Annotated in this window: 18 protein-coding genes; 12 read left to right on the forward strand and 6 right to left on the reverse strand. The window is 72.9% G+C overall.

What is annotated here, in order from left to right; genetic code table 11:
• Window positions 1-8 precede the first annotated feature (8 nt).
• Together ACVCAH_RS28670 and ACVCAH_RS28675 are read right to left on the reverse strand one after the other, a co-directional pair.
• Window positions 9-920, reverse strand: a complete 912-nt coding sequence (locus ACVCAH_RS28670) for a hypothetical protein (RefSeq protein WP_447139340.1) — start codon at window positions 918-920, stop codon at window positions 9-11.
• A 99-nt stretch (window positions 921-1,019) separates the two neighbouring features.
• The gene (locus tag ACVCAH_RS28675) at window positions 1,020-1,499 is read right to left on the reverse strand and encodes a methylated-DNA--[protein]-cysteine S-methyltransferase (protein WP_447139341.1); all 480 of its coding nucleotides are present in this window, start codon (window positions 1,497-1,499) and stop codon (window positions 1,020-1,022) included.
• 169 nt (window positions 1,500-1,668) lie between these two features.
• On the opposite strand from ACVCAH_RS28675, the gene ACVCAH_RS28680 reads away from it, so the two are divergent.
• Window positions 1,669-2,229, forward strand: coding sequence for a hypothetical protein (locus ACVCAH_RS28680; protein ID WP_447139342.1), 561 nt, complete (start codon window positions 1,669-1,671; stop codon window positions 2,227-2,229).
• A 32-nt stretch (window positions 2,230-2,261) separates the two neighbouring features.
• On the opposite strand, the gene ACVCAH_RS28685 is transcribed toward ACVCAH_RS28680, so the two are convergent.
• Window positions 2,262-2,666 (reverse strand): hypothetical protein, encoded by a 405-nt coding sequence (locus ACVCAH_RS28685; RefSeq protein WP_447139343.1) that lies wholly within the window; start codon window positions 2,664-2,666, stop codon window positions 2,262-2,264.
• 97 nt (window positions 2,667-2,763) lie between these two features.
• On the opposite strand from ACVCAH_RS28685, the gene ACVCAH_RS28690 reads away from it, so the two are divergent.
• Window positions 2,764-3,285 (forward strand): hypothetical protein, encoded by a 522-nt coding sequence (locus tag ACVCAH_RS28690; RefSeq protein WP_447139344.1) that lies wholly within the window; start codon window positions 2,764-2,766, stop codon window positions 3,283-3,285.
• Between the two features lie 32 nt (window positions 3,286-3,317).
• A complete protein-coding gene (locus ACVCAH_RS28695) occupies window positions 3,318-4,832 on the forward strand; it encodes a flotillin family protein (protein ID WP_447139345.1) in 1,515 nt (504 codons plus the stop codon).
• Window positions 4,833-4,891: 59 nt separating this feature from the next.
• Here ACVCAH_RS28695 and ACVCAH_RS28700 read toward each other — a convergent pair whose 3' ends face one another.
• Window positions 4,892-6,352, reverse strand: a complete 1,461-nt coding sequence (locus tag ACVCAH_RS28700; RefSeq protein ID WP_447139346.1) for a CCA tRNA nucleotidyltransferase — start codon at window positions 6,350-6,352, stop codon at window positions 4,892-4,894.
• Between the two features lie 127 nt (window positions 6,353-6,479).
• Between ACVCAH_RS28700 and murJ the strand changes: the two genes are divergently transcribed.
• From murJ to ACVCAH_RS28735, 7 genes are all read left to right on the forward strand, one after another.
• The gene (gene murJ / locus ACVCAH_RS28705) at window positions 6,480-8,225 is read left to right on the forward strand and encodes a murein biosynthesis integral membrane protein MurJ (RefSeq protein WP_447139347.1); all 1,746 of its coding nucleotides are present in this window, start codon (window positions 6,480-6,482) and stop codon (window positions 8,223-8,225) included.
• Window positions 8,226-8,653: 428 nt separating this feature from the next.
• Window positions 8,654-10,255 carry a protein kinase family protein gene (locus tag ACVCAH_RS28710; protein WP_447139348.1) on the forward strand — a complete coding sequence of 534 codons (1,602 nt, stop codon included), beginning with the start codon at window positions 8,654-8,656 and terminating at the stop codon, window positions 10,253-10,255.
• Between the two features lie 40 nt (window positions 10,256-10,295).
• On the forward strand, window positions 10,296-11,081 hold the full coding sequence (gene sigM / locus ACVCAH_RS28715; protein ID WP_447139378.1) for an RNA polymerase sigma factor SigM: 786 nt from the start codon (window positions 10,296-10,298) through the stop codon (window positions 11,079-11,081).
• Window positions 11,078-12,118, forward strand: a complete 1,041-nt coding sequence (locus ACVCAH_RS28720; RefSeq protein ID WP_447139349.1) for a hypothetical protein — start codon at window positions 11,078-11,080, stop codon at window positions 12,116-12,118. Before sigM ends, ACVCAH_RS28720 begins: the two co-directional genes overlap by 4 nt.
• A gap of 180 nt (window positions 12,119-12,298) precedes the next feature.
• The gene (trxB, locus tag ACVCAH_RS28725) at window positions 12,299-13,252 is read left to right on the forward strand and encodes a thioredoxin-disulfide reductase (RefSeq protein ID WP_447139350.1); all 954 of its coding nucleotides are present in this window, start codon (window positions 12,299-12,301) and stop codon (window positions 13,250-13,252) included.
• 33 nt (window positions 13,253-13,285) lie between these two features.
• Entirely contained in the window at window positions 13,286-13,609 is a 324-nt protein-coding gene (gene trxA, locus ACVCAH_RS28730) for a thioredoxin (protein WP_447139351.1), read from the forward strand.
• 228 nt (window positions 13,610-13,837) lie between these two features.
• Entirely contained in the window at window positions 13,838-15,001 is a 1,164-nt protein-coding gene (locus ACVCAH_RS28735; RefSeq protein ID WP_447139352.1) for an N-acetylmuramoyl-L-alanine amidase, read from the forward strand.
• A gap of 82 nt (window positions 15,002-15,083) precedes the next feature.
• Here the strand turns inward: ACVCAH_RS28735 and ACVCAH_RS28740 are convergent, their stop codons facing one another.
• Window positions 15,084-15,752 carry a GNAT family N-acetyltransferase gene (locus tag ACVCAH_RS28740; protein WP_447139353.1) on the reverse strand — a complete coding sequence of 223 codons (669 nt, stop codon included), beginning with the start codon at window positions 15,750-15,752 and terminating at the stop codon, window positions 15,084-15,086.
• 294 nt (window positions 15,753-16,046) lie between these two features.
• Here ACVCAH_RS28740 and ACVCAH_RS28745 point away from each other — a divergent pair, with 294 nt between their 5' ends.
• On the forward strand, window positions 16,047-17,360 hold the full coding sequence (locus ACVCAH_RS28745) for an aminotransferase-like domain-containing protein (protein ID WP_447139354.1): 1,314 nt from the start codon (window positions 16,047-16,049) through the stop codon (window positions 17,358-17,360).
• A gap of 7 nt (window positions 17,361-17,367) precedes the next feature.
• Window positions 17,368-18,366, forward strand: coding sequence for a D-alanine--D-alanine ligase family protein (locus tag ACVCAH_RS28750; RefSeq protein WP_447139355.1), 999 nt, complete (start codon window positions 17,368-17,370; stop codon window positions 18,364-18,366).
• A gap of 204 nt (window positions 18,367-18,570) precedes the next feature.
• Here ACVCAH_RS28750 and ACVCAH_RS28755 read toward each other — a convergent pair whose 3' ends face one another.
• The gene (locus tag ACVCAH_RS28755; RefSeq protein WP_447139356.1) at window positions 18,571-19,494 is read right to left on the reverse strand and encodes a hypothetical protein; all 924 of its coding nucleotides are present in this window, start codon (window positions 19,492-19,494) and stop codon (window positions 18,571-18,573) included.
• Between the last annotated feature and the right edge of the window lie 1,925 nt (window positions 19,495-21,419).

Here is a 21,419-nt window from a genome sequence, read left to right on the forward strand (position 1 = left end):
CGCCGCGGCTACTTCACCCAGGACGGCTTGGCACTGCGCCGCTCTCGCTGGTCCGACGGGGCCGGGTCGCCGTCGGACGGCAGGATGGCCGGGTTGACCTGACCGGGACCGACGACGAACGCGACCACGTCGATGATCACGTTAGTGGTGCGCTGCGCGTGGACGGAGATGTATTCGATCACCCGGCCCATGCCACAGAGGAAGGCGTTCGACACGGTCTGGCCGGCCTGGAAGTTGATCGTCGAGAACGCCGGCGGGCGCGGGCTGCCGTAGGGAAAGATCTGGACGAACCCGGCGGCCAGCGGGCCGGTCACGGTCACGTTGCCGTGCACGGCGTCACCGTTGTGGACGAAGTCCCGCAGGTCGACGTGGATCGTGTTGCCGGCCAGCAGCCGGCCCGAGCTGTCCAGCTTCCCGGCGGCATTGACGATGCGGGCACGCCCGGCGACGGTACGGGTGTCGATCAGCCGCTGCGGCACAACCGGGACGGTGACGTTCGAGTTGGCGTTCGTCCGGACGTACTCGCGGAACTTGAAGTCCCCGATCTCCCCGGTCACGGCCCAGATGGTGCCGGTCCGGTCCATCGACACCGAGCCCACCTCGGCCAGCTCGGAAATGGTCTGGCCGCTGGGCGTGAGGCGCAGCGCCGGGCCGGCCATCAGGACGCCCTCCGCGTCGGGCTGGACGTGCGGGTTCTCCAGTCGGAGCGTCGCGGAGGTGGCCGAGCCGCCGCGCAGGGTCGTCGGGTTGTTGTCCGCCTCGTTGACCCGCCCCTGGAGCACCGGGTCACCCGGCGCGGCCTGGGCCGGGGCCGCTGCCGTGGCGCCGACCGCCGCCGTGCCGGCGAGCCCGGCGGCGACGGTGCCGGCCCGACGCAGCAGGAGGCGACGGTCGAGGGTGCGGTCCTGGTCTCTGCTCACGATGATCTCCCCGTTCGGTGGCGGACGCCGCTTCTTGTGTCAGGGGAACGGCCCGGCGTGTGAACGGGTTGCAGTCGGAAGTCGCCGAATTTCCCTGGCTCACGACCAGGCGCGTTGCAGCGCGACCCGCGCCTCCAGCTCCAGCAGCGTCACCTTGCGCGGCAGTCCACCGCCGAAGCCGACCAGCTTTCCGCCCGCCCCGACGATCCGGTGGCAGGGCACGATGACCGGGATCGGGTTGCGGTTGCAGGCCACCCCGACCGCCCGGGCGGCGCCGGCGTCGCCCACTCGGCGGGCCACCTCGCCGTAGGTGAGCGTCTCGCCGTAGGGGATGCGGGTCATCTCCCGCCACACCGCCCGTTCGAAGTCGGAGCCCCGGGGCACCGACAGCGGCAGGCCGAACTCGGTCAACTCGCCGGCGAAGTAGGCGCGCAGTTCCGCGACCGCGCGCCGGGAGAACTCGTCGGTCGGCTCGTCGGCGGCGCCGGCGACCCGGCCGAAGTGCGTGCCGCGGACGCTGCCGCCCTCGGTGGCCACGGAGAACTCCCCGATCGGCGAGTCGAGCACGGTCCAACGCATCCACCCATTGTCGCCCACCGGTCCGACAGGTCCGGCCACGCCGGCGGCCGCCCGGTGACCACCGCCACCGGATCAGGGACGGCGAGGGGCGGAGGCGGCCGTCGATAATCCGGTCATAAGCGCATTCGGCGGGGATCCCCGGGCCGTTCGGCCGCCCCGCCCCCGCACCGTGACGGCCGCCAGCGTGCTGCTCGGCCTGGCCGGCGTCGCGCAACTGGCCGTGCTCCCGCTGACCTACTGGCACCAGGAGTTCTACTACGACGCCGAGAAGTCGTTCGACGCCGCCGGCGGAGTGGCGTTCGCGGCGTTCGGTGTCGTCGGGCAACTCGCGGCCGACCTGGTCACCGCCCTTCTGGCAGTGGCCTTCCTGGTGCTGGCCGGCTTCACCGCCGCCGGGGTGAACGGCACCCGGATCGCCTCCTGTGCCTGCGGGCCGTTCCTCGTCTGCTGCGCCGCCGTCGGGATCCTGCGTACTCCGCGGCCGCTCTCCTTCATCTACTCGCCTGACGACCTGGACCGGATCTCGGAACTGGCGCGGGAGCGGATGCCCGTCTGGTTGGAACCGCTGCTGGTGGTGATGGGCGCCGGCGCACCGCTGGCGCTGCTGCTCGCGCTGCTCCTGCTCGCCCTCCCGCCGGCGAACGCCTTCTTCCGGCGGCCCGTCCCGGCCGGCGCGGCCTGGTACGTACAGCCGGGCGACTCGGTTCCGCTGCCGCCCGGCCGGGGCTGACGCCGCGATCCGGGCTCGCCGGCCCCGAGGGCTCAGAGCAGGTTCACGCCGAGCAGCAGCGCGCCGGCGCAGAGGCAGGCCCCGCCGGCCACGGTCAGCCAGATCAGCTTGTTGGGCCGGGTGTCCTGCGGCCGGACCACCGAGAGGAAGAAGCCGAGCGGCATCAGGATCGGCGCCGCGACCAGCAGCGACCGGATCAGCGTGCGGGTGCCGTCGGACGCGTCGGCCTGGTCGACGTAGGGCAGTACGGCGAGCGCGAAGAGCACCAGCACCCCGGCGTGGGCGTGACCGGCCGTCCAGAGGCCCCGGCGGACCGGGTTGTCCAGGTAGCCGGCCTTGCGCTGGGCCAGGTGGGTGAGCAGGGTCAGGCCGCCGTACGCGACGGCGACCACGGTGATCAGCAGGATGCCGGCGGTCGTGAGGGTTGCCGAGGACATGGGGACACCTCCGTCTTGTCGGTGTCAAGATTGGCCCCGAACCGGCTATCTTGTCAATAGCTAGATACCGGCCGGCACCTTGCGCGGCGTCGATACCGTGCCGATCGTGGCCACGGGGACGCTGCTCTTCCTCATCATCGGCGGCATCGGCGTCGCGGTGCTGGCGCTCGCCCTGCTCGGCGCCGAACTGCTCCACGTCGGTCAACCCGACCTGGACGGGCCGGTGTCGGTCGAGACGGTCGCCGGGTTCACCGGGGCGTTCGGCTTCGGCGCCGCGATCGTCAACGAACTGCTCGGTGGGGGCGGCCCCGGCGCGATCGCGGCGGCGGTGACCGGCGGGGTCCTCGCGGCCGTGCCCACCGCGTGGGTGGCGGCCCGGCTCAGCAAGGCCGCCCGTGACATGCCCACCGACGCGACCCCGAACCGTCACCACCTGGTCGGCGCGCTCGGCCTGGTGGTCACCCCGGTGCCCGTCGACGGCTACGGCGAGGTCCGGGTACGCGTGGCCGGCCAGCCGGTCAAGCTCAACGCCCGGGCCGACCGGCCGATCCCGGTCGGCGCCCAGATCTTCGTGGTCGAGGCGCTGAGCGAGACCAGCGTGCACGTCGAGACCTACTGAACCCCCCACCTACTGAAGATCAGGACGGTTACATGCCACTTCTCATCGCCGTCGGCGGCGCGGTCCTCCTCGTCCTCGTCCTCGTGCTCTTCGTGCTCTCCCGGATCAAGGTCGCCGGGCCGAACGAGGCGTTCATCGTCACCGGCCGCAAGGGCCGCACCACGCAGACCGCCGACGGCAGCCGGTCGACCGACATGTCCGGGCAGAAGGTCGTGCTCGGCGCCTCGGTCTTCGTCCTGCCGGTCGTGCAGAAGCTCCAGTCGCTCGACCTGTCCAGCCGGCGGATCGACGTCGGGATCAAGGGCGCGGTGAGCAAGCAGGGCATCCGCACCGAGCTGCACGGCGTGGCGATCGTCAAGGTCGGCGGCACCGAGGACGCCATCCGCGCCGCCGCCCAACGCTTCCTGCACCAGCAGGACGAGATCGAGGATTTCACCCGGGAGGTGCTCGCCGGCGCGCTGCGGTCGATCGTCGGCCGGCTCACCGTCGAGGAGGTCATCCGCGACCGGGCCGCGTTCGCCAGCGCGGTGGCCGAGGAGGCCGAGCACTCGATGACCAACCAGGGCCTGGTGCTGGACACCTTCCAGCTGCAGGACATCCTGGCCGAGGGCTCCTACCTGCAGGACCTCGGCCGGCCGGAGGCGGCCCGGGTGCTCAAGGACGCGGCCATCGCCGAGGCCCGCGCCCGCCAGCAGGCGGAGCAGGAGCGGCTGCTCGCCGAGGAGGCGATCGCCGAGGCAAACCGGAACCTGGCGCTCAAGCAGGCCGCCATCCAGGCGGAGATCGACGCGGCCAAGGCGAAGTCCGCCGCCGCCGGGCCGCTCGCCCAGGCCGAACGGGACCAGGCGATCCTCTCCGAGCAGCAGAAGGTGGCCGAGCGCAACGCCGAGCTGAAGCAGCGCCAGCTGGACACCGAGGTGCGCAAGCCGGCGGACGCCGCCCGGTACAAGGTCGAGCAGGAGGCCGAGGCGGCCCGCAACGCGGCGGTGCTCTCCGCCGACGCGCAACGGCAGGCGGTCATCGCCGCCGCCCAGGCCGCCGCCGAGCAGGCCCGGCTCACCGGTGAGGGCGAGCGCGCCCGGCGGGCCGCGCTCGCCGAGGCCAACGCGATCGAGGGCGCCAAGGAGGGCGAGGCCGAGCAGCGGCGGCGCTCCGCGATCGCCGAGGCGATCGAGCGGGAGGGTCAGGCCGAGGCCGCGGCCATCCTCGCCAAGGGGCAGGCGGAGGCGGACGCGATGGCCCGCAAGGCCGAGGCGTTCGCCGCGTACGGGGAGGCGGCCGTGCTGGACCTGCTGGTCAAGGTGCTGCCGCAGGTCGTCGAGGCGGCCAGCGCCCCGATCGGCGCGATCGACAAGATGACCGTGATCTCGACCGACGGCGCCTCCTCGCTGACCAGGTCGGTGGCCGGCAACGTGGCGCAAGGGCTCCAGCTCGGCAGCGACCTGACCGGCATCGACCTGGCCGGCCTGCTGGCCCGGCTCGGCTCGGCGTCGTCGCCCGGCAACGGCAAGGTGGCGGTGGACGCCACCGCCGTCGAGACGAAGTAGCGCCGACCGTACGGCGAAGGGCGTCGCTCCCGGTCGGGGGCGACGCCCTTCGCGTCGGATCAGTCGACGACGCCCTCGGCGCGGGCCCAGCGCAGCAGCTCGGCCTCGGCCGTGTCGCGGTCCAGCGGGCCGCGCTCCAGGCGCAGGTCCTTCAGGTACTTCCAGGCCCGCCCGACCACCGGCCCCGGCGATACGCCGAGCAGCTCCATGATCGCGTTGCCGTCCAGGTCCGGGCGGACCCGGGCGAGGTCCTCCTCGGCGGCGATCCTGGCGATCCGCTCCTCCAGCGCGTCGTAGTCGGCCGCGAGCTGGGCCGCCTTGCGCCGGTTGCGGGTGGTGCAGTCGGAGCGGGTCAGCTTGTGCAGCCGGGGCAGCAGGTCGCCGGCGTCGGCGACGTACCGGCGCACCGCCGAGTCGGTCCACTCGCCCCGGCCGTAACCGTAGAAGCGCAGGTGCAGCGCGACCAGCGCGGTCACCTGGGCGGTGACGTCCTTGGGGTAGCGCAGCGCCTTCATCCGCGCCTTGGTGAGCCGGGCGCCGACCACCTCGTGGTGGTGGAAGCTGACCCGGCCGTCCGGGCCCACCGCCTTGGTCGCCGGCTTGCCGACGTCGTGCATCAGCGCGGCCATCCGCAGCACGAAGTCGCAGCCGTCCTCCTCGTACGAGACGGCGTTGCTCACCACGGTGAGGGTGTGCTCGTAGACGTCCTTGTGCTGGGCGTGCTCGTCGATCTCCAGCTTCAACCCGGTGAGCTCGGGCAGGAAGCGCTCGGCCAGCCCGGTGTCGACCAGCAACCGCAGGCCGGTGATCGGGTCGGCGCCGCAGAGCAGCTTGGTGAACTCGTCACGGACCCGCTCGGCGGTGATCCGGTCGAGGTCGGCGGCCATCCGGGTCATCGCCGTGTGCACGTCGGGGTGCACCGCGAAGCGCAGCTGGGCCGCGAACCGGGCGGCGCGGAGCATCCGCAGCGGGTCGTCCCGGAACGACTCCCGCGGCGACGCCGGGGTACGGATCACCTTGGCCGCCAGGTCGGCGAGCCCGCCGTGCGGATCGGTGAACCGGTGCTCCGGCAGGCTGACCGCCATCGCGTTGATGGTGAAGTCCCGCCGCTTCAGGTCCTCGGTCAGGTCGGTGCCGTAGGTGACCACCGGGTTCCGGGTGACCTGGTCGTACGATTCGGCGCGGAAGGTGGTGATCTCCAGCCGCAGCCCGTCGCGCTGGACGCCGATGGTGCCGAACTCGCGGCCGGTCTCCCAGATCGACTCGGCCCAGCCCCGGACGATGCGCAGCGTCTGGTCGGGGTGGGCGTCGGTGCAGAAGTCGAGGTCCTCGCCGAGCCGGCCGAGCAGGGCGTCCCGCACCGAACCGCCCACCAGGTGCAACTCGTGGCCGGCGTTCGCGAACCGGCGACCCAGTTCGTCGGCGACCGGCGAGACCCGGAGCAGTTCGGCGACGGCGTTGCGCTGCGCGGCGGTGAGGTCGCGGCGGTCGGCGGCATGGGGAGCGGAGGCTTCGGACATGGGATCGCCAGCCTATCGGTCCCGGTGCGGTTGTGGTCCGCCGGGCGCGGGTAGCGGGTGCGCGTTGACTATCGTCATCCTCGTGCGGGCCGGTGCCGGCTCCGACATACCCCTTGGAGGCCAGAAGATGAGCGGCGGGCTCTACCGCAGCGCGAACGCCACGGGCGACGGCGGTGGCCGGCCCCCGGCGGACGGCGCCACGTTCATCTCCGCCGAGCCGCTCAACCAGCCCGCCATGGAGTCGACGGCGCCGCCGCCGGAGCAGGTCGCCGAGGGCAGCGCCGCGGCCAACAGCGCGGTGATGGCGATCGGCAGCCTGGTCAGCCGGGGCACCGGTTTCCTGCGCACGCTGGCCCTGACCGCCGCGCTGGGCGGCGCGCTGGTCGGTGACGCGTACACCACCGCGCAGATCCTGCCCGGGATGGTCTACGAGTTCCTGCTCGGCGGCATCCTCACCAGCGTGCTGATCCCGGTGCTGGTGCGCCGGCGCAAGGTCGACACCGACGGCGGTCAGGCGTACGCCCAGCGGCTGCTCACCCTCGCGGTGGTGACCCTCGCCGCGGCCGCGCTGGTCGCGGTGGCCGCCGCGTCGCTGCTGACCGCGCTCTACACCAGCGACAACCGCGGCGACGAGTACCGGGACCTGGTCACCAGCCTGTCGTACCTGATGCTGCCGATGATCTTCTTCACCGGCCTCAGCGCGCTGATCAGCGCGGTGCTCAACACCCGGGGGCACTTCGCCGCACCGATGTGGGCGCCGATCCTGAACAACCTCGTGGTGATCGCCACCGCCGGGCTCTACATCGCGATCTTCGGTGCGGAGATCATCCGCCCGGAGGACATGACCATCGGGCGGATCCTGCTGATCGGCGGCGGCACGCTGCTCGGTGTCGCGATCCAGGCCGCCGGCCTGTTGCCGGCGCTGCGCAAGGTCGGCTTCCGGTGGCGGTTCCGGTTCGACTTCCGCGCCCTCGGCCTGCGCGAGCTGGGCCGTCTCGGCGCCTGGATGTTCTGCTACGTCGCGGTCAGCCAGATCGGCCTGATCGTGCTCTTCAACCTGCTCAACCGGGCGGGCGACGGGGACGCCGGCGCGCTGATCTACAACAACGTCTTCCTGCTGCTGATGATGGCGCACGGGATCATCGCCGTCTCGATCATCACCGCGCTGATGCCCCGGATGAGCGCGGCCGCCGCCGACGGCCGGTACGCCGACCTCGCCGCCGACCTGTCCCGCGGCACCCGGACGGTCTCCGCGGTGCTCGCCCCGATCGCCGTCTGCTACGCCGTGCTGGCCACGCCGCTGTCGGTGACGCTGTTCCGCTACGGCGCGTTCAGCGACGACAACGCGGCCGACACCTCGCTGGTCCTGCTGGTCGCCGCGCTCGCGCTGGTGCCCTTCGCGATCAGCCAGCTCTTCACCTTCGCCTTTTACGCGCTCCCGGACACCCGGACCCCCGCGCTGATCAACATCCCGGTGGTGGCGCTGCGGATCGGCGTCCAGATCGTCCTCTTCGCCGCCTTCGCCGCCCACTTCGCCGCCGCCGGCATGATGATCGGCAACGCGGTCTCCTACCTGGCCGCGGCGATCGCGTCGGCCTGGCTGCTGCGACCCCGGGTCGGCCGGATCGGGCTCGGCGGCATCATGCGCACCCTCGGCCGGGTCGCGATCGCCGCCCTCGGCGCCGCGCTGGTCGGGATCCTGGTCGTCGCCCTGCTTCCCGGCGACGACACGCCGAGCTGGGGCGAGGCGGCCGCGCAACTCGTGGTCGGTGGCGCGGTGATCGGCGGGACCTACCTCGGGCTGGCCATGGCGCTGCGGATCGGGGAGATCACCGAGGTGGTCGGCATGGTCCGCCGCCGGCTGGGCCGCTGACCACGTCCTACCCGTCGGTACGGTGCGTGACGGTGGATCACCAGCCTGGGGATGCGCCTGTGGATAACTCCGCGATTCCCCGCTCAGTCACCGGATCGGCCTGTGGATAACCAGCCGGACGGCTGAGCATGGTGGCCGATCGTGGGGGAACCCCCGGACGTCGGCGCGGCCACCACAACGGCCGGCCCCTGCGTCGGGCCCTTGCGGTCTACCTCTAGATTGGTTAGTACATGTGCCAGCAACGTGGCTGACAACGGTCGTAACCGGACGAGTTCGTCTACTCCCGAAACCCCGCCGGGCTCGGCGGGAAGATGACATGTCGGGGAGACGGCCCCGCCGGGTAAGGTCGCTCTCGACGGGTACGGCACGCACCGGCGCTCGCGTCGACACCGGTCGGCCGGCTCCTTGAAACACAGAGCGGAAGCCACATGCCCAGCAGCGCGGGTCCATCGATCGACACGATCACCGAGGGAGGACGGGTGACCCAGGTCGGCGAGGGTCAGGACGCGGACGAGAGCGCTCCTCCGGTCATGACCTTCGGTGCTCCCACGGCCGGTGAGATCCTCGCCGAGCGGTACGAACTGGTCGAGCACATCAACAACGACAGCGCGGGCCGGCTGGTCTGGCGCGGGGTCGACGTGGTGCTGCGCCGTCCCGTCGCGGTCGTGCTGCGCTACCCGGGTGGCGACTCCGCCACCGAGATGCTCCAGGCCGCCGTGGCGGCCAGCCGGGTCATCCACCCCAACCTGGTCGGCGTCTACGACGCGATCGACGAGGGCGAGCGGGCGTACGTGGTCCGCGAGTGGGTCGACGGGCGCTCCCTGCGCGAACTGGTCATCGACGGTCCGCTCGACGCGGCCCGGGCGACCACCATCGGCAACGCCGTCGCCAGCGCGCTGGCCGCCGTGCACGCCACCGACATGGTGCACGGGAACGTCCACCCCGGCACGGTCATGATCAGCGACGACGGCCGGGTGGTGCTTGCCGACGCGCGTACCGACCGCGACGACAGCCAGCAGAACGACATCCGGGCGGTCGGCGGCGTCCTCTACTTCGCGCTGACCGGGCACTGGCCGCACACCGAGGCGCCGCTGCGCGGGGCCACGGCCGGTCACGGGCGGGCCGCGATCCCCGACGCCGTCCGGGACGCCACCGGCTCGCTCGCCGCTCCCCGGCAGGTCCGGGCCGGCGTGCCGGCGTACCTCGACGACCTGACCATGGACCTGCTCGACGCCGAGGTCGCGCCGCCGTCGTCGGACGTGCTCGCGGCGGAACTGGCCCGGCTGGACGTGCCCGCCGACGAGCAGTACCTGGACAACACCGGGCCGCTGCGCTTCGCCGCCGACAGCGAGGAAGAGCCGTCGCCGCTGGCCGCGGCCGGTGGTCGCAAGGTGGCCATCGGCATCGCTGGCCTGCTCGCCGTCGCCCTGGTCGGCCTGCTGATCGGCATCAGCGCGCTGGGCGGCGACGACAAGGACCCGCAGACCAACCCGGTCGCCGCGCCCACCTCCAGCGCACCGTCCGACACCAACCCGCCGCCGGCGCCGGTACGGTCGTTGAAGATCGCCGAAGCCCGCATCATCGATCCGGACAGCAAGCTGCGGGACGAACTCGAAGGCGCCGACAAGGTCGCCGACAACGACGAGGACGAGGGCTGGGGCACCGACACCTACACCACCCCGCAGTTCGGTAACCGGAAGTCCGGCATGGGCATCTGGATCGACCTCGGCGCCGAGCACAACGTGAAGTCGGTGCAGGCGATCCTCTCGGCCAGCGGGGCGTCCGCCGAGCTCTACTACGGCACGATCAACCCGCCGTCGACTTCGGCCGGCGACAAGGATCTCGTGGCGAGCTACAAGCAGACGCCGGTCGGCCGGGCGTTCGAGGAACACGACGGCACCACGATGACCTTCAACGGCTTCAACGCCGACCAGAAGTACCGGTACCTGCTGTTGTGGATCACCAAGCTGCCCCCGAACGACCGGGGCTTCCAGATCGACGTCCAGGAAATCAAGGTCCAGGGTTCGTGAACCGGCCGCCGCGACCCGGGCAACGCATCCACCGGACGTGATGATGGACGCACGCGGCGGGCGGTCGGGCGCCGGGCCGGCGGGCCGGACGGACGGCCCGCCACTCGCCTCGGCACCGGCCGAGGCGACCGACCTGGACCTGCTGCACGCCCACGTGGCCGGTGACCGGGACGCCTTCGCCGAGCTGTTCCACCGGCACCGTGACCGGCTCTGGGCGGTGGCCCTGCGCACCCTCGGCGACCGGGAGGAGGCCGCGGACGCCCTCCAGGACGCGCTGCTCTCGGCGCACCGGGCGGCGGGCCGGTTCCGCGGCGACTCGGCCGTCACCACCTGGTTGCACCGGATCGTGGTGAACGCCTGCCTGGACCGGATCCGCCGCCGGCAGGCCCATCCGACCGTGCCGCTGCCGGACGGGGTCCGCGACCGGGAGTCCGGCGCCGCCACCGGGGGCGTCGAGCCGGCCGCGCCGGCGCCGGACCACGACACCGCCCTGGTCGTCCGGGAGGCGCTCGCCGCGCTGCCGGTCGAGCAGCGGGCCGCGCTGATCCTGGTCGACGTGCAGGGCTACCCGGTGGCCGAGGTGGCCCGGATCCTCGGCGTCGCCGAGGGGACGGTGAAGAGCCGGTGTGCCCGCGGCCGGGCCCGGCTGGCCACGATGCTCGGTCACCTCCGGCCGCGAACCACCGCCCAGCCGGCGCGCTCGGCCGACCCGGGCGCGCCGGACACGGACGTGCCCGGCGTCACCCTCGGGAACCCCCGGGCTTCCGAGGGCGTCGGATCGGGGTCGGGACGTTCCCGGCGGGATGCCAACCAGGAGGACGCGTGAGCGCCGGGGGCTTCAGCGAGGTCGACCACGACCTGCTCGCCGACTACGTCGGCGGGGCGCTGGACGGCACCCCCGAGGAGGCCACCGTCGCCCGGCTGGTCGCCGAGGACCCGGCCTGGTCTGCGGCGCACGCGCTGCTGGCTCCCGCCGTCGCCGACGTCCGCGCCGGCCTGGCCGGCTGGGGCGAGGCCCCGGAGCCGATGCCGCCGACGGTGACCGACCGGATCCTGGCCGCGCTCGCCGCACAGCCGATCGAGGACCCGGCCGGGGCGACGCGGGCGCACACCGACGAGAAATCTGCCGACCCCGCCGCGACCGACCCGGCTACCGCCGATCCGGGCGTACCCGCCGGGGCTGGATCCGTCGTGCCGGCGCAGCCGGTGGGCGGCTCCGGGCGGCGGCCCGCCGGCGTACCCCGGTCCGAACCGGGACGCGGCGCGGCGACCGGCCCGGGCCGGCGGCGGCGCCGGCTCACCCGGCTCGCCGGGCCGGTCGCGGTCGCCGCGGTGTCGATCGCCGCGGTCGGGCTGGGCGTCAACCAGCTCGCCGGGGGCCGGTCCGATGAGGGGGCGGCCGGAACGGCGATGAGCGACAGCGCCGAGACCCGGGCCACGCCGGAGGTGGCCGGTCCGGCGGCGGCCGGCGCTCCGGACCGCACCACCGCCGCACCGCTGCGCAGCGGAACGGACTACACCCCGGAGACGCTCGGCGGCGCCCTCGCGACGAAGGCCCAGCAGTTCCAGAGCGGCGCTCCGGCGCGCGTCGACGCGGAGGGCGGTCGGATGGCCGGCCCGGGCAACCTCGACCGGCTCGGCGACCAGGCCGCACTGACCGCCTGCCTGGGCGAGATCGGCACCGAGCACGGGGCCGGGCCGCTGCTGGTCGAGGTGGTCGACTACGCCCGGTTCCTGGGGCAGCCGGCGCTGGTGGTGCGCTTCACCGACGACGCCGGCGCCCGGTGGGCCTGGGTGAGCGGTCCCGAGTGCGGTGTCCCGGGATCCGGCGCGGACACCCGGTACCGCACGCGGGTAGGGTGAAAACGCGGTCACCGGGCGTTTGACCGTCCACGTGACCTGACCCACCGGATGACCGGCTCGGGAATCCCCGGTTCGTACGATGACGTTCTGGAAGTAGCTGCCGGCACCCCCGAGGCGTCGGCACTCGGATCGGCGTCGGTGCGCGTGCCGATGGCGAACACACACAATCGGGAGACGGCAGTGGACGAGGTCCGCAACCTGATCATCATCGGCTCCGGGCCGGCCGGCTACACGGCGGCGGTCTACGCCGCACGCGCCAACCTCAAGCCGCTGGTCATCGAGGGCGTGCAGTCCGGCGGCGCGCTGATGACCACCACCGAGGTGGAGAACTTCCCCGGCTTCGCCGACGGCATCCTCGGTCCCGAGCTGATGGACAACATGCGCAAGCAGGCCGAGCGGTTCGGCGCCGAGTTCCTCACCGACGACGTCACCCGGGTCGAGCTGGTGGACACCGGCGACGCCGGCACGGGGGCGACCAGCACCGTCTGGGTCGGCGAGACGGCCTACCGCGCCCGCGCGGTCATCCTCGCCACCGGCTCCGCCTGGCGTCCGCTCGGCGTGCCGGGTGAGCAGGAGTACCTCGGCCACGGTGTCTCCTCCTGCGCCACCTGTGACGGCTTCTTCTTCCGTAACCAGCACATCGTGGTGGTCGGCGGCGGCGACTCGGCGATGGAGGAGGCCAGCTTCCTGACCCGGTTCGCCGACTCGGTGACCATCATCCACCGCCGGGACTCGTTCCGGGCCAGCAAGATCATGGCCGCGCGGGCGATGAACAACGAGAAGATCAAGGTCGAGTGGAACACGGTGGTCGAGGAGATCCTCGGCTCCGACGGCAAGGTCTCCGGCGTCCGGGTCCGCAACGTGCACACCGGTGAGGCGAAGGTGCTCGACGTCACCGGCGTCTTCGTGGCGATCGGCCACGACCCGCGCAGCGAGCTCTTCCGCGGGCAGGTGGAACTCGACGGCGAGGGGTACGTGAAGGTCGAGGCGCCCAGCACCCGGACCAGCGTGCCCGGTGTCTTCGCCGCCGGCGACCTGGTCGACCACACCTACCGGCAGGCGATCACCGCGGCCGGCACGGGCTGTGCCGCCGCCCTGGACGCCGAGCGGTTCATCGCCACGCTGCAGGGCTGAACAACAGATACACATCCCCGGAGGAGGGTCATAGTGGGTGCAACCAAGTCGGTCACCGACGCGAGCTTCGCGGCCGACGTGCTGAAGTCCGACAAGCCGGTGCTGGTGGACTTCTGGGCGGAGTGGTGCGGACCGTGCCGCAAGATCTCGCCGCTGCTCGAGGAGATCGCCGGCGAGATGGGTGACCAGGTCACCATCGTCAAGCTCAACATCGACGAGAACCCGGAGACCGCCCGGACCTACCGGGTGATGTCGGTGCCGACCCTCACCGTGTTCAAGAACGGCGAGCCGGTGCAGTCGATCGCCGGGGCCAAGCCGAAGGGCGAACTGGTCAAGCTGATCGAATCCGCCCTCTGAGCAGCACAAACGACCTTTTCCGACCCCGCGTCCGGCGTCCGCCGGGCGCGGGGTCGGCTTTTTCCCGGCGGGCCGCACCTCGGCGTCGGAGAACGCATAACCTCAAGCCGGGGCCGCCGTCGGCCGGCGCGCCCCGGTAACCGTCAACGAGGCGAGCACCTCCGTCGGAGTCGCGGTCCAGCGACCGCGGGGCCCGGCCAGCCAGCATCCGCGCAGAGGGGGTCGTGCGTGCGTCCGATCCGACCCGGAGACCGTGGGCCCGCGGTGACCGAGATCCGTACGGTGTTGTCCGGCCTCGACCTGCTCGCCCCGACGCCCGGGCCGGGCGACGAGTTCGACGCCCACACCGAACGTGCGGTGCGGGCCTTCCAGCAGTCCCGAGGGCTGAGCGTGGACGGGCGGGTGGGTGCGGAGACCTGGCGCGCCCTGGACGCGGCCCGCTGGCGACTGGGCGCCCGCACCCTCTACCACGCGGTGCCCGAGCCGCTCACCGGCGAGGACGTCCGGTCGCTGCAGGAGCGCCTGCTGGAGATGGGGTACGACGTGGGCCGCGCGGACGCCATCTACGGCATCCGTACCGCCCGGGCGGTCGCCCAGTTCCAGCGCGAGGTCGGGCTGACCCCGGACGGCTCCTGCGGGCCGCACACCATGGACGCGCTGCGCCGGCTGGGCCGCAAGGTGGTCGGCGGTCGGCCTCAGTGGTTGCGCGAGTCGGACGCGATCCGGCAGTCCGGGCCCACCCTGGTCGGCAAGACGGTGGTCATCGACCCCGGACACGGTGGCACCGACCCGGGCGTCGTGGTGCTGGACGGGTCGCTGCGCTGGACCGAGGCGGAGCTGGTGCACGACCTGGCCGGCCGGCTGGAGGGGCGGCTCGCCGCGTCCGGGGTCCGGGTGCAGCTCACCCGCGGGCCGGCGCCGCGGACCTGTCTGCCCGACGTCGACCGGGCGCAACTGGCCAACTCGCTCGGCGCCGACGTGTTCATCTCGCTGCACACCGACGGGCACGCCAACCCGGCCGCCGAGGGGGTGGCCACCTACCACTACGGCACCAACAACGGGGTGACCTCGGCGACCGGCGAACGGCTGGCCGGGCTGGTGCAGCGGGAAGTCGTGGCGCGCACCGGGCTGCGGGACTGCCGTACCCACGCCAAGGCGTGGGACCTGCTGCGGCTGACCAGGATGCCGGCCGTCCGGGTCGAGGTCGGCTACCTCACCTCGCCGGTCGACCGGGCCCGGCTGGTGGACCCCCGGTTCCGGGACCGGGTGGTCGAGGCGATCGTGGCTGCGGTGCAGCGGATGTACTTCCCGATCGAGCGGGACGTACCGACCGGTTCGATCGACGTGAGCAAGCTGCGGGCGGTGGTGGCCGCGGGCACGGTGGCCGACTGACCGTGGGCCGGGCGCCGTCGGAGCGCGCCGGAGGTGACCTGCCGCCGTTCGTCGCGGCCGCGGTGGCCGGGCGGGACGGCGGTCAGCCGGTGGCGGAGGAGCGGGTGGCCGGGGCCGGACGGACCGGTCGCAGCAGCGTCTCGGGGCTCATCGAGCCGAGCAGCTTCTCCAACGCGTACTCGACGTCGGACTTCCAGCTGAGCGCGGTGCGCAGTTCCAGCCGGAGCCGGGGAAAGCGGGGATGCGGACGAACCGTCTTGAAGCCCACCGAAAGGAAGAAGTCGGCCGGTGCCACGCACGTGCCGGCCGGATCGGCGGCGTCGCCGAACTTGGCGTCGCCGAACGCCTCGATCGCCTTGATGCCGCGCTTGGTGAGGTCCCGGGCGACGCCCTGCACCAGCATCCGGCCCAGCCCGCCGCCGGCGAAGGCGGGCACCACGTTGGCGGTCATCAGCAGCGCCGCGTCCGCGGAGACGGGCGAGGTGGGGAAGGCCATCGAGCGGGGCACGTAGGCGGGCGGGGCGTACATGACGAAGCCGGCCGGCATGCCGTCGACGTACACCAGCTTGCCGCAGGAGCCCCATTCCAGCAGCGTCTGGGAGACCCAGGCCTCCTTCTCCAGGCCCGGGTCGCCCGCCGCGCAGGCCCGGTCGGCGGAGACCGGGTCGAGCTCCCAGAAGACGCACTGCCGGCAGGGACGGGGCAGGTCCTCCAGCGTGTCCAGGGTCAGACTGACCAGACGTCGCGACATTGGCGCATCCCCACACTAGGCTCGGTGGTGAACCGGCACGGAACGACCCCGCCGCCTTCCTGCCCCCGACCAGCGATCGTACGCCGCGAACGGACGCCAGGGGAGAGGACGCGCGAAAGCCCACCCCCGGTGCACCGGCCACCGGGTCCGGCATGTGGAAGCCCGCCACCGGGGCGGCGCCATCCGGGCGGCGGCCGACTACGATCGGCAGTCGGCGTCCCGTGCCGCCATGGTCGCCGGTGTCCCGGGTAGTACCGGGACGGGAGCCGCCCGAGCAGCCATCGAGGTGATGTCATGACCGGCACGACACTCGACGACTACACCGACCGGTACGCCCGGCGGGTCCGGGGCATGACCGCCTCCGAGATCCGAGCGCTCTTCGCGGTGGCCAGCCGGCCGGAGGTGGTCTCCCTCGCCGGCGGCGCCCCCTACATCGCGGCGCTGCCGCTGGACGCGGTCGGCGAGATGCTCGGCCGGCTCGGCGCCGAGCACGGCGCCACCACCCTCCAGTACGGCATCGGGCAGGGCACCCTGGAGCTGCGCGAGCGGATCTGCGAGGTGATGGCGCTCTCCGGCATCGACGCGGCGTGCGGTGCCTCCCCGGAGGACGTGGTGGTCACCGTCGGCGGGCAGCAGGCGCTCGACCTGGTGGCCCGGCTCTTCCTCGACCCGGGCGACGTGGTGCTCGCCGAGGGGCCGACCTACGTCGGCGCGCTCGGGGTGTTCCAGGCCGCCCAGGCCCAGGTCGTGCACGTGCCGATGGACGACGACGGGCTGATCCCCGAGGCGCTCGAGGTCGCCATCGCCGAGCAGGCGCGCGCCGGCCGCCGGGTGAAGTTCCTCTACACCATCCCCACCTACCAGAACCCCACCGGCGTCACGCTCACCGAGGAGCGGCGGGAGCGGGTGCTCGACATCTGCGAACGCGCCGGCCTGCTCGTGGTCGAGGACGACCCGTACGGCCAACTGGGGTTCGAGGGCGAGGCGCCGGCGCCGCTGCGGGCGCGCCGCCGGGACGGCGTCTTCTACCTGAGCACGTTCTCCAAGACCTTCGCGCCCGGGCTGCGGGTCGGCTGGATCCTCGCACCGCACGCGGTCCGGGACAAGCTGGTCATCGCCAGCGAGGCGCAGATCCTCTGCCCCAGCGGCTACGCCCAGGCGGCCGTCGCCACCTACCTGTCGACCATGCCCTGGCGGGAGCAGCTCAAGGTCTACCGGGAGGTCTACCGGGAGCGGCGGGACGCGATGCTCACCGCGATGGAGGACCTGATGCCCGCCGGCACCACCTGGACCACCCCGGGCGGCGGTCTTTTCGTCTGGGCCACCCTGCCGGACGGGCTGGATTCCAAGGCGATGATGCCGCGGGCGATCGCGGCCCGGGTGGCGTACGTGCCGGGCACCGGCTTCTACGCCGACGGCACGGGCACCGGCAACATGCGGCTCAACTTCTCCTTCCCGCCCCCGGAGCGGATCCGGGAGGGCGTACGCCGGCTGGCCGGCGTGATGGAGCAGGACATCGCCATGCGCAAGGTCTTCGGCGCGGTGGGCCGGCCCGGCGTGCGGCGCGGGCAGGCCGGCTCCGACACCCCGGGACCTGACTTGGCATGATTTCGGCATGAGCGCCACCGCTGCCGAACATCCCGTCGTGACCGGCTCCCCCGTCACCTCCGACCTGCACGTGCTGGTGCTCGCCGGCGGCCTCTCCTACGAACGGGACGTCTCGCTGCGCTCCGGCCGGCGGGTGCTCGACGCGCTGCGCGCCGTGGGTGTCGAGGCCGAGCTGCGGGACGCCGACGTCGCTCTGCTACCCGCGCTGGCCGCCGACCCGCCGGACGCCGTGGTGATCGCCCTGCACGGCGCCACCGGCGAGGACGGCTCGCTGCGCGGGGTGCTCGACCTCTGCGGCGTCCCGTACGTGGGCTGCGATGCCCGCGCCTCCCGCCTCGCCTGGGACAAGCCGTCCGCGAAGGCGATGCTCCGCGAGGCCGGCATCCCCACCCCCGACTGGGTCGCGCTGCCGCACGACCGGTTCTCCGAACTGGGCGCGGTGGCGGTGCTGGACCGGATCGTGGACCGGTTGGGGCTGCCGCTGATGGTGAAGCCCGCCCAGGGCGGTTCCGGCCTGGGGGCCGCGGTGGTCCGGGACGCCGCGTCCCTGCCGGCCGCGATGGTCGGCTGCTTCGCGTACGACTCGACGGCGCTGGTCGAGCGGTATGTGCCGGGCATGGACGTGGCGGTCTCCGTGGTCGACCTGGGCGACGGCCCGCGGGCCCTGCCGGCGGTGGAGATCGTGCCGCGCAACGGGGTGTACGACTACGCCGCCCGGTACACGGCCGGCCGGACCACCTGGCACACCCCCGCCCGGCTCGACCCGGCGGTGGCCGACGCGGTGGCCGAGGTGGCGCTCGCCGCCCACGCCGCGCTGGGGCTGCGCGACCTGAGCCGGGTCGACCTGATCGTGGACGCGGACGGGCAGCCGCACGTGCTGGAGGTCAACGTCTCCCCCGGGATGACGGAGACCTCGCTGCTGCCGCTCGCGGTCCAAGCCGCCGGCCTCGACTTCGGCCGGGTGCTCGGATCCTTGGTGACCCGGGCGGCAACCCGCCGCGCCTGACTCTCCCCGACCGCCTCGTCGGAGCGACTGTGTCGTCGGAGCGACTGTGTCGTCGGGCTGACCGCCTGGAACCGGGGCTCCTGCCCGGCTGCCTCGTCGGGCCGATTCCGGTCGACGCGGGCCGGTCGGGCCCGGGGTGGCGCGGCCCCCCGGTCGCCCGGGTAGGGGACAGCACACCCCGGCGGCCGCTCGGCTCTCGGCGGTCTAGCCCTCAGCGGGCTTACCGTCGGCGGTCTTGATGCCGGTTGGGCGGCCGTTCGTCGCGCCGACCCCGGGAGTGGCGGCCGCAGGCTCTCCGGAGGTTTCCGCGTCCTCGCCGTTCCCGGCCGCCACCGCAATGCCATCGGCGGATGCGGCGCCCGCGTCAGCGGTGTCTTCGTCTCCCGCGCTCTCGGCGGCTGTGGCGGTTCCGGTGGTCGCGGCTTCAGGGCCGGTGTCGGTGTCGGGCGCCGGCTCCGGGATCTCCGCCGCAGCCTCGATCACCGAGGTCGTCTCGTCGTCCACAGCCTCGTCGATCGCCGGGACTCCGTCCGTGAAGCTGGAGGGTGCCTGCCACTGGATGCGCGGCGGCTCGGCCAGCGGTCGGCCACCGAACTCGGCGAGCCAGGCGGCCACCATCGCCAGGTTCTCCCGCCACTGGGCCTCGGAGATCGGCGGCAGGATCGAGTCCCAGAGGGAGAGGAAGGTGCCGCGCAGTTGTAGCCGGCCGTACGGGCGGGCCAGGAACCACATGTGCAGGTGAGCCGAGCCGTCGCCCCAACGGTTGACGTGCACCCGGGCGACGCCGTCCAGCGACCGGATGGCGCGCTCCAGCCGTACCGTCATCACGCCCAGCTCGGCGGCGAGCAGGTTGGGCAGATCGCCGAGATCCAGGTGCGAACGTGATTCGAGGATCAGCACCATGGGCAGCCCGGTGGGGCGGTCCATGGCGCGTACCCGCCAACGCTCACCCACCCAGATGTACGCCTCGTCGGGCGCCTTGCAGGCGGTGCATTCCCGGAGTCCCTCACCCTTGCGAGGCGGTTCGACCGGGACCGGATCGTCGAGTTGCTTGACCCGGAGGTCGCCCTCGAAGGGGAAGGACGGCCACTGGGTGAAGTCCGGAACTGAGGGAGGGGTGTCCTGCACGACGCTGACCCTAACCGAGTCCGGCACCGCTGTCCCTACCTGAATCAGCGGCCATTTTCCGCCCGGTCGCTTGCCCGACGTCGATCGGCCCGGCAACCTCGGCAAGGGCCGTCCACCGGATGTCCACAGGTCGCCGAGACGCCGAACACACCCCCGTCATCCACAGGCACACACCTTGTTCCACACGGGGTTTCACGTGAAACGGGGCTGCCTGTGGAAAACCGGTGTGGATAACTTTTGGTCGCACGGTGCGGCTTGTCAGGGGTCGACGAGACGAGTTTCTCTCCCGGTCGTCCACGTCGTATCGATCTTCTCCGGAGCGACTGCTCGGTCCTGGACGGGTGTCGCCGGAACGGCCAGCCGGGACGGGCACCGCAGCGGCAGACCCTGTGGGCCGCGGCCACGCCATCCTGATCCCACGGCAGACGGCGCGGCTCCCCAGAGCCGGTCTACGCGCGGTGCGGTCGGCCGTTTCACGTGAAACCTCGAAGATCCGGAATCGGCAGGAGCTGGGTGCCTGGCACCGCACCCCGAGCATCGGCCCTTCGGCTCGTGGCGGCATGGCGGCCGGACGCATGTCGGCCGCCGAGCGGGCCGCGCCGGGTCTCGGAAGCTGTTGGGCAAGCCTTGCTACGAGGTGCGGTGGTCCACCGGGGGTTCAGGCTCGGCTTCGGTGGAGGGCGAGTAGCGGGCTGCCGGCGAGCGCCGGTTGGCGGCGGCCGGTTGACGAGCGCGCGGACGGCGGGTGCCGCGACGGCCGGTGGCGCGACTGCTGGTGGCGCGACGGCAGGCGCGAAAAGCAGGTGGCGGGACGGCGGGCGCGGGCCGCGGGCGCGGGCGGCGGGCGCGGGCGGCGGGCGGCGGGCGGCGGGCGGCGGGCGGCGGGCGGATCCTGACGACGCGGCCGACACCGGCAGACGCCGGGATCATGAGGCCGAGCGCCTGGAGTTGAAACTCGGCCGCCCCTCCCGCCCGATCGTGGTCGGTGGTGGAAGCGCGGGCGTCGACTGCGTACCCGGGGCGAGGTGCGGGCTTCCTCAAATTCGCCCCCACCGACGGGCACTGGCTCAAGGCCGCACAGACGACCCTGGAGCCACCGGGGCGGCCTGGAGTACTCGGCGATGGGCATGCCGACGACGCGTCCCACGTGTGCTGGGGGACGGACACCCGGGCGGCGCGCCAGCGGAGCGAGTCGGAGGAGGAGTGGCCCGACGACGACTGCTTGGCTATGCGCCGGCGACTCGGTCGTTGTCGGCACCCGCAACCCTCCCGTCCTCGAGCTTCAGCGTTCGCTCCGGCACCCCGGCACCCCGGCACCCCGGCACCCCGGCACCCCGGCACCCCGGCACCCCGGCACCCCGGCGATGGTCGGTCATCCGGGCTGTGGTTGTACCGCGACTCCCGCCCGAGCGTCCCAGCGACCGGCTGTTTCACGTGAAACAACTAGGCCACCCGTGAGCCACCCCTCTGGCGAGGTGCCGCCTGCAGTCCGAGCTCGTTGGTTCGACCACTCGAAGGAGAAGGCACCGGACCGCTTTGCCCGCCAATCGGTCGCCGGCTCGTCTCGATACGGCAGGGCGTTTCACGTGAAACGGCGTCGTCCAGCTCCGACGACTGCCCGGCAAGGAGCACATCTGAGGGCTTGCCCAGGAGCTTCCGAGACCCGGCGCGGCCCGCTCTGCGGCACGTCCTGCATCGCGGTCGGGCCAGGTTCGAACAACCAGCCCTCGTGGATCGGCGAGGGCAAGCGTTGAAATGATCTGCTCCCGGACCTGACCGGCCAGCATGCCGCTGCGGCGCGATGTAGCGATGCCAGGGGTGGACCGAGGCAGGTGGTGCCGGTCCCGCCACGTCCCGAAGAGTCGCTGGGCCGCGCCGCTCCCGCCGGGTTACTGGGGGGCACGTCGCTGGACCTCGCCGCTTCC

The sequence above is a fragment of the Micromonospora sp. LZ34 genome (assembly GCF_052981855.1).